At 45.2% G+C, this 16,300-nt stretch carries 10 protein-coding genes; 5 read left to right on the plus strand and 5 right to left on the minus strand.

From position 1 onward, the window contains the following. From ACED36_RS11940 to ACED36_RS11955, 4 genes are all read right to left on the minus strand, one after another. Positions 1 to 1,593 (minus strand): hypothetical protein, encoded by a 1,593-nt coding sequence (locus ACED36_RS11940; RefSeq protein ID WP_371733308.1) that lies wholly within the window; start codon positions 1,591 to 1,593, stop codon positions 1 to 3. Between the two features lie 8 nt (positions 1,594 to 1,601). After that, entirely contained in the window at positions 1,602 to 2,312 is a 711-nt protein-coding gene (locus tag ACED36_RS11945; RefSeq protein WP_371733309.1) for a hypothetical protein, read from the minus strand. A gap of 405 nt (positions 2,313 to 2,717) precedes the next feature. Beyond that, positions 2,718 to 5,768 carry an efflux RND transporter permease subunit gene (locus tag ACED36_RS11950; RefSeq protein WP_371733310.1) on the minus strand — a complete coding sequence of 1,017 codons (3,051 nt, stop codon included), beginning with the start codon at positions 5,766 to 5,768 and terminating at the stop codon, positions 2,718 to 2,720. 3 nt (positions 5,769 to 5,771) lie between these two features. Then, the gene (locus tag ACED36_RS11955) at positions 5,772 to 6,893 is read right to left on the minus strand and encodes an efflux RND transporter periplasmic adaptor subunit (protein WP_371733311.1); all 1,122 of its coding nucleotides are present in this window, start codon (positions 6,891 to 6,893) and stop codon (positions 5,772 to 5,774) included. A 201-nt stretch (positions 6,894 to 7,094) separates the two neighbouring features. Between ACED36_RS11955 and ACED36_RS11960 the strand changes: the two genes are divergently transcribed. From ACED36_RS11960 to ACED36_RS11975, 4 genes are all read left to right on the plus strand, one after another. Further along, positions 7,095 to 7,691, plus strand: coding sequence for a TetR/AcrR family transcriptional regulator (locus tag ACED36_RS11960; RefSeq protein WP_371733312.1), 597 nt, complete (start codon positions 7,095 to 7,097; stop codon positions 7,689 to 7,691). Between the two features lie 629 nt (positions 7,692 to 8,320). Further along, positions 8,321 to 10,597 carry a hypothetical protein gene (locus tag ACED36_RS11965; protein WP_371733313.1) on the plus strand — a complete coding sequence of 759 codons (2,277 nt, stop codon included), beginning with the start codon at positions 8,321 to 8,323 and terminating at the stop codon, positions 10,595 to 10,597. A gap of 4 nt (positions 10,598 to 10,601) precedes the next feature. Then, entirely contained in the window at positions 10,602 to 12,506 is a 1,905-nt protein-coding gene (locus ACED36_RS11970; RefSeq protein ID WP_371733314.1) for a hypothetical protein, read from the plus strand. Positions 12,507 to 12,636: 130 nt separating this feature from the next. Further along, complete coding sequence (locus tag ACED36_RS11975) at positions 12,637 to 14,319, plus strand: toxin-antitoxin system YwqK family antitoxin (RefSeq protein ID WP_371733315.1); 1,683 nt, start codon at positions 12,637 to 12,639, stop codon at positions 14,317 to 14,319. A 577-nt stretch (positions 14,320 to 14,896) separates the two neighbouring features. Here the strand turns inward: ACED36_RS11975 and ACED36_RS11980 are convergent. Next, a complete protein-coding gene (locus tag ACED36_RS11980; RefSeq protein WP_017004013.1) occupies positions 14,897 to 15,073 on the minus strand; it encodes a DUF6435 family protein in 177 nt (58 codons plus the stop codon). Positions 15,074 to 15,391: 318 nt separating this feature from the next. On the opposite strand from ACED36_RS11980, the gene ACED36_RS11985 reads away from it, so the two are divergent. After that, the gene (locus ACED36_RS11985) at positions 15,392 to 16,252 is read left to right on the plus strand and encodes a PA4780 family RIO1-like protein kinase (protein ID WP_029486720.1); all 861 of its coding nucleotides are present in this window, start codon (positions 15,392 to 15,394) and stop codon (positions 16,250 to 16,252) included. Positions 16,253 to 16,300 lie beyond the last annotated feature (48 nt).

Here is a 16,300-nt window from a genome sequence, read left to right on the forward strand (position 1 = left end):
TTACCCTGATAAGTATTCAAAAACGGCTGAGGTGGCTTCGTTTTTTATATACCTAGACCTTACTTTACCTACATAATAAGCTTGCTGAATTTGACTTTCAGTGGCGTCGAGAACGTGCTTTATCTGAGTGAATTCTAGGCTTTTTAAGGCGTCAATTAACCAGTTTGGAATGTCAAGGAAATCAACTGACTTTGATAACTGTTCATTTAATGCATTATTTATCACTGAGTCGTCAAAATCTGTAACTTTGGATTTAAGACTGTCGTAAGCAGGGTGGTTCTCTCCATACTCAGACATTCTTTTTATAGTCGTATTCTTAACAATAGGTAGGCCAGTGGCTGCAGGTACGTTTTCCAATGAAAGCACACAACCGACATTTACACTGTATCTGGTGCCTACTCTACTTCGTGTTGCCTTTACGGCATCTGTATGTAACGAAATAATTCCAGTATAACAAAGAAGATTTAAAGCTTTTTTAACGGTTTCAGGAGCATCTCTATGAATCCAAAAGAAGCGAGTTGTTTTCTTGTCTCCAGATATATAACTATCATTCTTTTCTTTAATGTCTGGCAACACATGCTCTTCAACAAAATCTCTACCCCAATCGATGAATTCAGTGAAACCAGAATACTTATTTGATAAAAGCGTATGCTCTTCCCAAATATCACTTTTATAGAATGATTTTATAATAGTATTCACATCTCTAGATGATATGGATGGTGCTTGCGTTAGAGTCTTTAATAGAGCTCTAGGGTTTCCATTTGCTGCATACGTCAATATGGAAAAGTTGCTCATATTTTTTGCTATCTTTCCAAGCAGGTTGCTATCGGCTTGCTTCTCAACGATACTCCTCATGTACTCTACATATCCAGCACTTGATACGTCTTTCTCTAAATATAAGAATGTTGCATCATGAATGGGCTGAAAATTATTTCCAAACGATGTGACTCCCGGATAGATTGCGGCATTGCAATTAATGTAAGGGCTGTTTATGTCCCTGTATAGATTAAAAAACTGCCTCTGCTGTGCAGGTCGCAAAATATGCGCAGCTTCATCAATGAAAAAATTTACTGACTCGATTTCTGCTTCTTCACATATATCTTCTACTGCGTTTTTAAAATCATCTATTGATGGTAAGCCTTGGGAGTCAATTGATTTTGATTTATCCTTCCATGTTTGTTCAAATTCATCAATTAATTTAGTTAGATATGCTTCTTCTTCATTTTCAGTTTTACCCCCCAGCAATGATACTGGTGTTGAGATACCAAGCTTCTTTATACTCCTTAAGAAAGCTGAACACATTTTTGCGAGCATCCATTGATAGAAGTCGTGTTCATCAGTTAGTTGTAGAACAGATCCTTCCGTAAAAGAAATATACACGGGTACAATGTTACTATTACTTATATCTCTTTTTAACTCAGCCTCAGCAACCCTTAGAAGGAAGGACTTTCCAACACCACGACTGCCTACTAATACAATCGGGGCATCTGATTTTAACCTCTCTATTATTTCTCTGTCCTCTTTTGTTTCAACAAAATAGTCCAAAATTTTAGTTGGTTTAATCGTTTCTGTTCGTATTTTAAAATCTGACATAGTTCTTCCTAACCATTATATAGAAGATTAAATTCTTCTATTCCACCAAGCTCATCTTTGATGTTGTCTTCAACTTGATCTAACTCTATACTATTAAATCCTTTAGAAAATCTAACCGTGAGTAAGAATACAGTTATAAATTTATTTGTTTCTACAAAATCTAACCACTTATTGAGCAATTGGTTATCAAAGCCTAATTTATCAGGCATATCTACTACCTTGTCAAAATTGCCATGAATATATTCAGAGGTTTCCCTGTATAATTTTGAAGAAAGAGTAATCATATGAGTCCCTTCTTCTTCTACCTCATTATAGAATGCTCGTATGAAAGTTCTTGAGAAAATTCCATTTTCTTTGTCTACAATGGAGCCCCAAGAAATATCTTTAAGGCCTAACTTCCAATGCCTAAGATAAAGCTCATTAGTCGACAGATAAACATATCTACAAACTTGTTCCAAAAAATACCGTTGAGCAGTGAATGCATACCTGTATTGTCCGTTTAACGCAGCTTGAAAGCTGAACTCGTACTCTTTGATGGCACTTATTAGAATTGTTGTATCTTCTTTATCTTTTAAAATCTCATGCCACACGTTCAAATCATCTACAAAATGAAATAATTCAGATATCTTAGGCGAGTTTTTAGATGAAAACGAAGCTTCGACAACTTTTGAAAACTCATTATTTAGTTGTATGAAGTGATTTTTACTGCCTTGAGCCATAATACTTCCACTATTTTATAATTTGTAAAGTAAGCAGCTTATTAGGGGCAACTTGTCATTTAGTCCAAATCTGGACGCCTACTAGTAAGCGTTCATCTGTACAAGTTTTCCGCCTAACTCTAAAGTATCATATGATTAGAGTTATAGGTTACGCTCAGAAATTTAGTGATCGGGCGGCCTGACCTAATAATGTGCTGTACTCAACTATAGGTATTACGCTGTTCATTCGAACAGCTACCATAACTGTGCATTTGCAGTATGGATAGTACAATAAATTACGCAACTTGATGCCTAAAAAATTCAGCTCCCCAACACACTTTCGATCGAAGCGACGGTTATTTAACCACCTACAAAAACGCCACGTAATCACGTGGCGTTTTGCTCTCTACTTTTCAGCTTTAGCGCTTAAACCGCTTCCACCTTCACCCTAAAGAAAATCGCATAGAACAGCGGGATAACCACCAAGGTCAGGATGGTCGCGAACAGCAGACCAAACATGATGGTGACAGCCATACTCTTGAAGAACGGGTCTACCAAGAGAGGGGCGACACCCAAAATGGTGGTCAATGCGCCCAGCAATACCGGCCTTGCGCGGCTGAGTGCGGCGTCGATAATTGCGTGGTAGGCGGTTTTCCCATCTTTGATTTCCACGTCGGCTTGGTCGACCAATACTATGGCGTTTTTCACCATCATCCCAATCAGGCTCAAGAAGCCGAGTATCGCCATAAACTCAAACGGCGTCTGGAAGATGATCAAACCGACCGTCACACCAATGATGGCGAGTGGTGCAGTTAACCAAATAACCAATGGCTGACGAATGGCATTGAACATGAAGATGACGGACAAAATCATCGCGGCAAAACCGTATGGCGCTGAAATCACCAAACCTTCGTTCGCGTCTTTTGATGCCTTGTATTCGCCGTACCATTTCAGGGTATAACCTGCGGGCAATTCGAGGGCTTCAATTTCCGTGCGAACCTTGTTGAACGCATCCGCCGTTAGCACGCCTGGGGCAGGGTCAGCTTGCACCAGAATGGTTGGGGTGCGGTCAATACGACGAAGCATGTCATCTTGGTACACCACATCGACCGATTCCACGACTTGACTAACAGGAATGAAACCGCCGACGGTGTGGCTAAATACTTCGGTGTTTTCAATCGCACGCTGATGGTTGCGTTCCGCATCCGGCGAGCGCACCACAATTGGGATCAAATCATTACCTTCGCGGTACACGCCAACATTGCGGCCTGATAAGGTCTGAGCAATCGCTTGGTTGATCTCTTGTGTCGTCAAGCCATAGCGCTGTGCTTCTTCTGCTGAATAAACAGGGCGGAGCACTGGCACTTGCTGACGCCAATCATCTTGCACGGCAATCAGGTTCGGATCGTTAAGCATGATGGCTTTGGCTTTTTCAGCCAGCTCACGCAACACGGCGCTGTCTGGGCCTTTGAAGCCGACTTCAATTTTCTTGCCGCCCCCGCGACCGAGCATGAACTTCCATACCTTGATAGACGCATCTGGGTATTTCACGGAAAGCGCGTGTTGCAGTTCACCTAACAATGGTGCGATTTTTTTGTAATCGTCGATGTCGATCAGCAATTGACCGTAGCTTGGGTTACGCGCTTCGGGTGCGTAGGTCAGCATGAAACGCAAACCACCGCCGCCAATGAAGCTAGAGATATTGGTGATGCCTTCTTTGGCTTGCACATCTTTTTCAATGTTCGCGACCAATGCTTCAGTGCGTTTGATGTCAGAGCCTTGTGGCAAGTAAACATCCACGACAAACTGCGCGCGTTGTGATTCTGGCATGAAGCCCGGTGGCACGAATTGCACACTCCACATGGCAGTGGCGAGTGTGCCGAACAGCATGAGTGAACTCAGTGCGCGGTGCGCCAATACCCACTGCAACAAACCTTTGTACGCGGTCACGACACGGCCCGGTTTTTGGTCGGGGTTTACAGCTTTTACTTTGAGGAAATCCAAGCAAAGCATCGGCGTGATAGTGACGGCAAACACCCAGCTTAGGAACATGGAATACAAGATCACCCAGAACAGGGAGCCCGCGTATTCGCCCATGTCCGACGGGGACAAACCAATCGCACTGAAGGCACAGATACCGACGACCGTACCGCCGAGCAGTGGCCATTTGGTGGCATTCACCACCTCTGACACGATGGTTTCACGGTCTTCATCTGGGTTTTGCTGGAAGCGAACCAGAATACCGTCGGTCACCACGATGGCGTTGTCCACCAACATGCCTAACGCGATGATCAGCGCACCGAGTGAAATACGCTGCATGGCGATGTCTTCAATCAGCATCACACACAGTGTACCCGCCACGGTGAGTAGCAAGACGAAGCCGATGATCACACCAGAACGCACGCCCATGAACAGCAGCAATACCACAAAGACGATGGCAACCGCGGCAATCAGGTTATCAATAAAGTTGGTGACAGAATCACGCACCGAGTCGGATTGCATGGAAATAACGTGCAGTTCCATGCCCAATGGACGTTGGTCATCCAACTCTGCAATGCGCGCTTTTACAGCATCGCCCATGTCGACAACGTTACCGCCGGTGACATTCGAGATACCAAAGCCAATCGCACGTTCACCGTTGTAGCGCATCAGCATGGATGCCGGTTCTTTGTAGCCGCGTGTGACGTCGGCAATGTCGCCCAAACGCAGCACGGTATTGTTGTTACCGACGGCGATTTGCAGGTTTTTCAAATCAGCGAACGAATCAATGCTTGAGCTTGGGATCACCGGAATACGCATGGCGTCGGTTTCGATGCTGCCTGCTACCGTTACCATGTTCTGCTTTTGCAGTACTTGGTAGACTTTCTCTGCAGATACCCCGAATTTCGCTAAACGTTCGCTGGAGATCTCAACAAAGATGGTTTCTTGTTGCTCGGCTAACGTGGCGGTTTTGGCGACGCCTGGTACCAGCACTAAGTCACGACGTAAGGTATCGACGTAATCTTGCAGCTGTTTGTCGGTAAACCCTTCGCCAGTGACAGCAAAGAAGAGGGCATATACGTCGGCGAAATCATCGTTGACGATAGAAGGGCCAGCACCGGGAGGGAGCTGTCGCTGCGCGTCTGAAATCTTACGGCGAAGTTTGTCCCACACCTGTTGTAAATCCGCCGCGCTGTTGGCGAATTCGAGTTTGATTTCGACCGTGACTTCGGACATGCCTTGCTTCGAGACGGATTTCACCTCTTTGAGTTCTTGAAGCGATTGCACCGCGCCTTCAATCACGTCCGTGACTTCGTCTGACACTTCTTGTGCGGTTGCACCCGAGTAAGCGGTGTTGATCACGGCCTGACGGATAACGAACTCGGGATCTTCAAAGCGCCCGAGCTTTAAGTAACTGATGTAGCCACCCAGCAGTACGAGGGCAATCAATACCCAAACACTGGTGCGTTTGGCGATGGTGATGCGTGCTAAGTCCATCGATTACGCTCCGCCATTGTTTTTGGTAGACGTGTTGTCGGTATAAGGACGCACTTCCAACCCTTCGCGAATGCTCGATACACCCGCGATCACCACACGCTCACCTTGCGCTAGGTGACTTTTCACCACGATGCGGTTTTTGCTTAATGCACCCACTTCGATAAAGCGTTTTTCGGCTTGGTTGTCGGCGTTGATCACCCACACGAATTGTTTGCCTTGGTTATCAGGAACAACCGCAGTCAGCGGCACCGTCAAAATCTGCGCTTGCTCGTGACCATCGCTCGCGTCAGCAGGGACAACTTTTACTGCCATACCCGGCAAAGCGCGGAAGCCTTTCAAATCATCAAAGCCCAAGACGACAGGGTAGGTTTGGGAAACAGGGTCGGCTTCGGTGGCGTAAGTACGCAAAACCAGCGGGAATTGTTGACCCGGAATGGCGGAAAGCTCGGCCATGGCTTTGGTTTGATTCAAGCCAGATAACATCACTTTATGAGGAATGTTGATCACGACTTCCAAATCACTCAAATCATGCAAAGCAACAATGGTTTCGTTGGCTTGAATTTGAACGTGGTTATCGACGAATTTACGACCAATGATGCCATCGAATGGAGCTTTCAACTCGGTGTATTCAAGTTGACGCGTGGCGTCATCGACGCGGTTTTTCGCTAAGTCGTAGCGCGTAGTAATGGCGTCCAAATCGCTTTTCGAAATGGCTTGGCTTTTGTCGAAAATCGCCTTCGCACGGCGGTATTCAACTTCGGTGTTTTTCAGTTCTAGCTTGGCAGATGCCAACGCGGTTTTTGCATCACGTGCATCGAGCATAGCCAGCACTTGGCCTTCTTTTACTTGGTCGCCTTCTTTCACGAACACATCGGTGAGACGGCCGCCAACACGAAACGCCAAATCGGCACGCTCTGCCGCACGGATCACGCCATTGAAACTCAGATCATCACTGGCACGCGCTGACACCAATTCGGTAAGGGCTGGTTTAATCACGGGTGCAGCAACTTGCTGAACCTCTTTCTCGCCACATCCACTCAATAGAAGTACAGACACCGCGATGCTCGCAGCGAGGGTATTGGCTTTGAATGTTGCCAATGCAGACTTTTTAGAAACCATGTTCACCTTTTTCTCCTTAGAAAGAAGGGTCAGGCGCGACCACTGTATGAAGGTTTTTGTGTTTGTTGGTGACTTCTGGTGCGTTCAAATGCCCGGAAGTAAACTCTGGAGTTTATTTTATGCATGTTTTCCGAAAAGGTAAACTCAAAAGTGTACTTTAATGATCGGCCTTGCTAAAGTTGTCGCATCGGTAAACGGAGAAATGTAATGACACGCTCTGAACAAAAACGTCTCGCCATCATCAGCGCGGCGAGAGAAGAATTTATTCAATATGGTTTTATCGCGGCAAACATGGACAGAGTCTGCACCTCGGCAGAAGTGTCGAAGCGCACGCTGTATCGCCATTTTGAGAGCAAAGAGGTGTTGTTTGAATCGGTGTTGACCATCATTCAAGAGTCTGTACAGGAAACAGCTAGCTATCCGTTTGACCCTGAAATCAGCGCGTATGAGCAACTAAAAGCCATTAGCCGAAAAGAAGTCGACATTCTCTATCACTCTTATGGCATTCCGCTGACACGCGTCATCTTGATCGAGTTTCTTCGCCAGCCTGACATGGCCCAAGCCATTATCACCAAGCTCTATAACGCCAAAGCACTAGCCGGGTGGTTTGCAGAAGGGTTGGAAGCGGGCAAGCTTAAAAACATGACCCCAGAGCTTTTCACTAACACCTATTCGAGCCTGTTCAACGGCATGTTCCTGTGGCCACAAGTTTTCGACATGCGTGCCATCCCAGAAGGGAAGGACATCGACGACAACATTGAGCACGTGGTGAAAGTGGTGCTGGGGGCGTGTGGGGTGGAGTAGAGGCAGAACTCTTTGAAAAGCAAGTCAGGCCAACCAAGTGTTTACACTCGAGTGATTTAGCGGGCTAAACAAAAACGCGTTAGTTTAAATCGACAGTGATGAAAATCTGATGGCTTTCGGCCTTCAGGTTTTTTTTTAGATAAAGATAGTTGTTCGTACAGTGTGTTAATTATATTTTCACCTTCTTTTCCATCACTGTTCTAATGGTATTTCATCATGTTTTATTTCATTTTGACATGTTATGTAACACTTTAAAGTTGGCCTGTTGTATTTATCGTAAATGTTAAATATATTCGCTAAAGATGTGTTTTTTTTGGCCGATTTCATTTAGGTGCAGTGCAATCTTTGAAGTCAGCGCAGAAATCTATAAGCGAGTTTTAAATCAATATGTTGTGGTGTAAATATAGCGCGCATTGAGGAACGCCTGTTAGCGCGGGGCTATATCTTACACGAGCTAAAGCTGGGTAGCTTACAGAATCAGGGTACAAAGCAGATACAGTTTGAACTTCGCCAGTGTTAGCGTCACTAAATAACGTTTTCACGCATTTTAAAATACTTGGCCAGCAATTTAACTTACCTTTTATTACGCTGGTTAAAGTTGATTATTTACTTCGTTATGGAATATATGGATGTATCCACATAATTATTTAAAGACTCTTTTATTACCGATTATTTTCACCCTGACAGCATGTGGTGAATCTGTCACTTTTTCCCCAGAAATAGGTGATGAAAAACGCTACTGGGCATATGCACATACCACTCGCGATGTGGCGACTAACCCCGAAACAGTGATGCTCAGTGAGAGTTTACTTCACTATAAAGTGGAACAAACGGGAGATGCTCTGAGCTTGCATGTTACTCCTGAGCACTTGCAATTTTCGACAGGGCATTCGGGTTTTTCAAGTGTCGATTCGTCCAAACGTAACCCGCAGATACAGAAAATATTTAGCGCTGGCTTTGATGTTTCGCTGAATTCGGAAAGCGGAGAACTGACCGACTTTACCGCAAGAAATAAAGACCAGTGGGAGTCGTTTGTTAAGCGGGGTGGTCAGATCTTGATGAACAGCTTGCAATCAACCATTAACGCGCCGGGGTTCATCCAATCCATTCCGGTGAAAGCTGGCAGCGAAGTGCAATTGACGGACTTTAAAGGCGTTCCTGTCACATTGACGGTTCAGAGTGTTTCTGAAAAAACGGTGTTTGCAACAATGTCTTCTAAAGGCACAGAGGCGTCTTCGGTAGAAAACAGCGTCTTGGGAAAACAGCTGTTTGGTCAAATCGAAATCAATCGATCTACCGGTTGGTTAGAAAAGATGCTTCTTGTGATGAATATTCCCGTAGAGGTTTATGGCAAAGCCAAAATGACGCAATTCGCTTTTGCTATGCATCCTGAAGATGAATCGGTAGGGACTTTCGCTGAGATTTTTTACAACACCTATTACGATGAAGAGCAGCATTGGTTTGATATTGTTCCATTGCCTGATGGTCAACCTTCAAACGAGATGCTGACTGCGGAGGACGTCCTACCTTATCCTCGCGGTATGCTGCTTGAAGAAGAGGCGGGTTTTCGCCTTGCGTACCCGACGGACGTAGCTAAACAGCAACAGATCGGGCGAATCGCATTTCGCGATGTTAGAGGTTATATCGACGGTCAACCTACCGACGTGAAATTTGCTGCACCGCTAGATCAACAATTCATTGATGAAGGGATGAATGTCTCAGCGCATATTCAGCCCTTGGGTTGGCAGATCGAGCGAGAGCTAAATGACCTGGAAACAGTTGCTGCCTTCGTTGATTACTACAACGTTTCGGAGACACGTTACAACGTACCGTGGACAGGCGGGAAAACACAAACATTCCAGTTGGGAGAGATAACGCTCACTGCCACTTTGGTTGCTGGGACACAAAATGAGTACCGACTTGAATATACCAATACTGTTAATAGCCGATTAGCGTTAACTGTCGGCGGACTTCAAGGTCAAATCAGCTTCCCATCAGATCCTAACCTCCCGTCGTGGTTGGCCCCGAGTTCAAAACAAATGCTTAGTTTCTTAGGAAATTCAGTTCTCCAACAGAATGTTATTGCAGTGAAGCTCTTTTCAGCACCCACTGAAGTGACCTTCATTGTGCATAGTCAAAGCGACGTACCGAGTTTTACACGTGAAGTGGTTTTTTGGGATCAAGCGTGGTTCTTGTCCAGTGCTGAAATGCCGCCTATGGGTATAGTGCCTTCAGATAGTTATTTGTTTGACGCGGAAGACCTGGCAACGTCAAGCGAGCAAGAATCAACGTTTGATTTTAATAATGACCTGCACATCGATACCGAATCTCCTCACAACGCGGTTGTTGCACTGCCTTATGTCTGGGAGAACGTGTGCCAATTTAGTATTGATAATACGCCGCACGTTAGCGGCCATCCTTTGGTATGGAAACCGCAACCGAAAACCAGTGATGACGTAGCGGGTGGGCCGACAAAGATTGAAGATAACACGACGGCGTATCAATTTACGACGCCAGATGGCATACGACGCTATTTCTATGACATGGAAGTTACAACGCGTTTATCGTGTGAAGGAACGCCGTCATGGGAAGAGATGGCGCTTGCCCCGAGTCCATTTCCTTGGCTGATTGATGTGAGTAAGGTAGTCGATTTTGACCCTCAGCAATCAGTGAAACAGTTCATCAGCGGATACCGAATTTACAATAAACATGGTGAACCTTTGTCACCCATCGATCGATATGGCAAAGCGCTGACTGCCGGCGATAGCCCGCTTTCAGAGGCTCTTTTTGATGGAACCTACATCAAAATGTCAGGCAAAATTTCTCGCATTGAGCACTTCAGTGTGGAGGGTGAGCCGTTAGAGAGAGTCTTCGTGACAATGTTCCCACCGCTGGCGAAAGGATAAGACGATGAAGTACTTATTAATCCGCATATTTGCCCTCGTTTCGTTATTAAGTGCGACAGTTACTTGGGCTGCCCCAGTTTGGCTTGATGTCGATTGGAATATTGTCAGTTCTGAGCCTGAAGCTAGCTATTATCTTGCTGAACCTTTGGCTGAACGAGATGGTGTGTGGCCTGTTAACGTCTACTTTCAGGGTGGGGAAATACTCAATTTTGAAGGGTCGTTTAACAGCGCTGATATCTCAACAGGGAAATCCGTCGGCGATTACAAAATTTTTCATGACAACGGCAACTTGCTGTCTACCGGCAGCCGGAACGAGAAAGGCCAGTATGAAGGGTTAACCCGTTTATATAACGAAGATGGCGTGTTAATTGAAGAAGCTGAGTTTGTTGCCGGCAAAAGGCACGGAATCAATCGAAGCTTCTTTCTAGATGGTAGCGTTGAAGAAGAATACACCAACCGAAACGGTAACAAAGAGGGTGAGAACATCCATTACTTTGAAGATGGAACGGTGTCACACCGTTTTCACTTCGTTGATGGAAAGTCAGATGGCCTTCAATTGTATTACTACCCAAATGGTGCGAAGAGTTACAGCGTCAACTACAAGATGGACAAAGTGCATGGTGAATACGCCAGTTTCTATAAAAACGGGCAAGTTTCGCATCGCGTCAATTATGTTGATGATAAGACAGAGGGGCTGGGCTACTCCTACAACGAGAATGGCTTCTTGTACCTAGAAACCCCATACAAGAGAGGGAAGAAACACGGTGTTGTCCGTGGGTGGCATATAGAAGGAAAGTTGCGCTTTGAGGAGCACTACCGCGATGGAAAACAACATGGCGCAGTGACTCACTATTATGAATCCGGCAACGTAAAACGCACCAACAACCTCGTTAAAGGATTACAAAGAGGCACACAGCGAACGTATTTCGACCAAGTTGATGCGGTGCAAGAAGAGTCCATTATCAACAATAACGGCAAAGTTAGGTCTAAAACGCGATTCAGTAAGGATGGCGAATTGACCTACGAGTATGTTGCCTCTTACCCCAACCAAAGAAAAATCAGTGATGAGAAGAAATATCGCGACGGTGTGCTGATTTCGCGTATTCAAACAAATGCTAAGAAGAAGTGGGAATTGGAAGAGCGCTTCGACAATGATGGGCAGCTAACACGCCGTTCAGAAGAAGTTAACGGGAAGCGAAACAAGGCTTTTATCCAATTGGATGTCTATACAGACAACATGGAAACGACCCATTACCAACATGGGGTCCGCCATGGCAAGCGCCTTGTTGTTTCGTCAACGGGTGAACCAGTCGAAAGTGGCACTTACCATCAAGGTAAGAAAAGCGGTACTTGGGTCATGCACTTCGATGGCACCGTCCGCACTGAGAACTACAACCGCAAAGGCCAATTGCATGGCGAATTGACTCAGGTGAACGCGGGTGGTCAGCGAACCACGTCGGAGCAGTACCTCAATGGTAAACGTCATGGCTTGACCGAAAACTATAACCACCACGGCATGTTGCTCGCAAAGGGTAACTATGTTGATGGCGAAAGAGACGGGCAATGGCAACATCAAGAAGACTATGAGTACGATGTTGTGCTTTGGTCCGGCAACTATCAACAAGGCAAGAAAACCGGGAAGTGGTACGCGCAATCAGCGGCAGGTTATGAGCTAGGCCGCGAGCAATACGACCTTCAAGGCCGCAAGCAAGGCACCTTCTATTACTTTGGCGAAAGCGGCGATATAAAACGCGTTGAACGTTATGTTGATGGTGAGTTGGATGGCGATGTCGATACCTATGGAACCGATGGCAGTATTTATCAGACACAAAGTTATGACATGGGTAAATATGTAAAGAGCAGTGATGAGGACGACGCGTCGTCATTCCTGTTTGGTGATGACAAATAGCCAAAGCTATAACCAAAGCTATAACCAAAGCTATGACCAAAGCTATGACCAAAGCAATATCTAGGCACCCAGAAGGGTGCCGATTCTTATTGAGACCTAATTTTATCAAAAAGCATTTAGCGAGGGATTGATGCGCTTTTTTACGCTATTCACACTCATGATTTGTTCATTATTGATGACGTCATCGGCTTTTGCGGAACGAATATTACTTGATGCTAGTTTAAAGCTGGTTACGGGTGATAAGAAAGCCAAGTACTACATGACGGATCCACTTACGGAGCAAGACGAAAAGTGGCCTGCGGTTGTCTATTTTGTTGAATACGACACTGTCTACTTTAAAGGTGGGTTTAACGCCAAAGAGCCCGCGAAAGCGAATGTCGTTGGGGACTATGAGTACTATACATGGCAGGGAGTTATTAAATTTAAGGGACACAAAAATAGCGAAGGCAAAGAACACGGATTGAAGCAGACATACTCTTCTGGCGATTTAAAAAAAGAACAACACTATGTGAACGGTGTTTTGAATGGGCCACAAAAAGTCTTCTATTCAAATGGGCATGTGTCTGAAGAATTTGAAATGTTGGATGGAAAACAGACGGGTGAAAGCATCAGCTATCAGCATGATGGTTCTGTCAGGTCTTTGACCACTTGGCTTGATGGAGAGACGCATGGGCCGATGTTTAACTACTACCCAAATGGCAATATCAATTACGAGATGAACTTTCAACATGGTCAGCGCCATGGAAAATACCGAGCGTACTATTTTGACGGTCAGCTAAAGAGTGAAGGTCAATCCGCGTTTAGTCAGTATGAGGGTGTGTTTAATCGGTATGACAAAGCCGGGAACAAAATTCAACAGCAAAACTACAAGGACAATGTAGAGCATGGCGTGACGCTGAATTGGTATGCCAACGGCCAATTGTCTTCTAAGCAACACTTTGTCGCTGGTGAACTACACGGCGCTTCCACTGAATATGACGAAGCCGGAAATACCGCTAAGATCTTCAATTATGCTAATGGCAAAGAAGTGGGTGAGCAGCGTGTGTTTCACAAGCAAAGCGATATGGTCGAGGTCATTTATGAATATAACGATGACAGCCGTTTAATCGCGAAAAAGGAATTTAACAAGCAAGGTGAGAAACTCTTCGACCTTTCTGTGAGCTTCAATGAAAACCACGAACGCATCAGTGATGAATTTCGATATCGACATGGTGTTGTCATTTCAAGGCGTCAAGAAGATGAAAGCAAGGCTTGGAAGCAAACTGAATTTTTTGACGAAGGTGAGTTAACCCATCGCACAGAAACCATTGATGGCGAATACCACAACCTCTACTTCACTCAGTTAGTGGATCATAAAGCGAGGAAGCAACACTATAAACACGGTGTTCCTCATGGCAAGTTTTCGGTGACGCAGTTTGGCGAAATCATCGAACAGGGTGAATATTTTGAGGGCGCGAAATACGGTTATTGGGAGCATGATTGGGATGGTAAGCGCGTCTTTAATTATAACAAGAAGGGCGAATACCATGGTGAAGTTAAAAAATACTACCGATTGGGTGGGGTAGATCGATTGGACACCTATGCCAACGGTATTCAACATGGCCCCTCAGAGTCATACATGGAAGACGGAACGCTTTGGTCGAAAGGCAACTTTGTGGACGGCAAGGAAGAGGGTAAATGGCAAACCATTATTCCTCGAAAGAGTAAGACAGCAATGTGGACGGGTTTTTATCGCTCAGGTGAGAAAGTGGGTATGTGGACAGGACAATATCCTGATGGGACTGATGCTGGCGAAGTGATGTTTGATAAATGACATCTGGTTTTCTTTGAAGCCTTAATAGGGCTTAACAAATTCTTGTGTGTTTGAAGCCCTCCAGTCTCGTGACCACCCAACTTAAACTCACCCGTACTGGTGGTTAGGTCAAAGGATGTATTGGCTTCAAGCCCAAACGACTCAAGTATGCGAATACCAGATAGTCCTCAATCAACCCATTTTTCACATCTAAGGACGTAGAGAAAACAGCTGAGTATTCACTGCCATCTAATCTCACATGGTCCACGGCACCAAAACAACTGATACGAGTAGGATCCGTATGATCAGAACCTTGAAACATAATGTCATCGAGCGTGTGTTTCATGGATTCTATGCTGGAAAAAAACTGACTATTTCCCGCCAAAAATCTTCGCTATGTTAGTCACTTCTGGGTAGTGACTCAGAACGCCACTATTTACCAGCACAAGTAAGGGTGCTCCTAGATTTCATCATCGCAAAATTGGGTAACGGGCCTGCACATTAGGATAACTTTCAGTCCAATAGCGTCAAACGAAACAGCGGTAAGATAACAGGATAGAAAGCGACCTAAAACGACACAGCATAAAATGAAAGACAACTACTTGGCTTCGCTTTCAACGCGTTCAATCTCTTTCCAAAGCTCTTCTGCTTCTGCGGTTATAAAAGCATAAGCATGCATATCGCCGTTACGCTGTGCTTGCATGGCGCGTTCTAAGGTTGCGTTGTAGCGCGTGCGTAGTTTCTTTGTTGGGTCTTTCTTGAATAGTGAAAACATAGGTACACCTTTCAATTACGTCATAACAGTGGCTACGTTTGCCAACGGTTACAAGATCACCATAAGATCAGTGTAGTCATGATATGCATCGCAATACGACGGTTTGATGAACGCAGCTGCTCAATATGGTAACGATGGTAAATGACATTTATCTTCGATAAATCGTGTTTTTCATCGTGACTTGGGTGTTTTAAACGACTAAATGCGCTTCATTGTTGTTGGTTCTTTACTTCTTTCGTCTGTCCCACTATTGTGCCTCAATCACTGTCGCCCCAAGTGAAAAGCATGTTTACGGGGTTATTCACGTACGAAGGTGGAATGAAGATACCGACAAGATTATTGCCATTGGTTGAGGATGGCATGGTTGATGAAGTGATTTCTCAGCTAATGAGTGGCAAAGAAGCTGACGTTTTTGTTGTTTCAAGCAACGGAAACATTTGCTGCGCCAAGGTGTATAAAGAGATCGATCAGCGTAGCTTCAAGAAAGCCGCCGCGTATCGTGAAGGACGCAAAGTCCGTGATAGTCGCCGTGAGAGGGCGATGTCTAAAGGCTCTAAATTTGGCCGAGAAGAAGCAGAAAAAGTGTGGCAAAACGCAGAAGTGGATGCGCTGTATGCACTGTCCGCAGCAGGTGTTCGTGTTCCTACGCCGTACGGTTGCATTGACGGCGTGCTATTGATGGAACTGGTCACTGATGACCAAGGCAGCGTTGCACCACGACTGAATGATGTCACCTTATCGAAAGAGCAAGCGTTGAGGGATCACGGTACCGTGATCCAAGATGTTGTTCGTATGCTTTGTGAAGGCATTATTCATGGTGATTTATCGGAATTTAATGTGCTGGTTGATCATCTTGGGCCTGTCATTATTGACTTGCCACAAGCGGTCGACGCATCAGCAAACAACAATGCTAAATGGATGCTAGAACGTGATGTGAATAACATGACGAACTATTATGGCCAATATGCGCCTGAGCTTATCGGTACGCAATATGCGAAAGAGATGTGGGCTTTGTATGAAGCTGGCGATCTCACGCCAAATACTGAGTTAACGGGTGTATATGAAGACGATGGCGAGGATGCTGACGTTGATGGTTTGATGGCCGAAATTAATGCTGTGATGGAAGAAGCGAGATTACGAAAAGAGCGTCGGCTGGAAGCGGAATCTGACCAAGAGTAATCTTCTTCTTCTCTGTTCTGAATATATAAAAGACCAGCTTTCGTGCTG

This window comes from Enterovibrio sp. FF113 (genome assembly GCF_041439165.1).
In the GTDB taxonomy this organism is placed as follows: domain Bacteria; phylum Pseudomonadota; class Gammaproteobacteria; order Enterobacterales; family Vibrionaceae; genus Enterovibrio; species Enterovibrio norvegicus_A.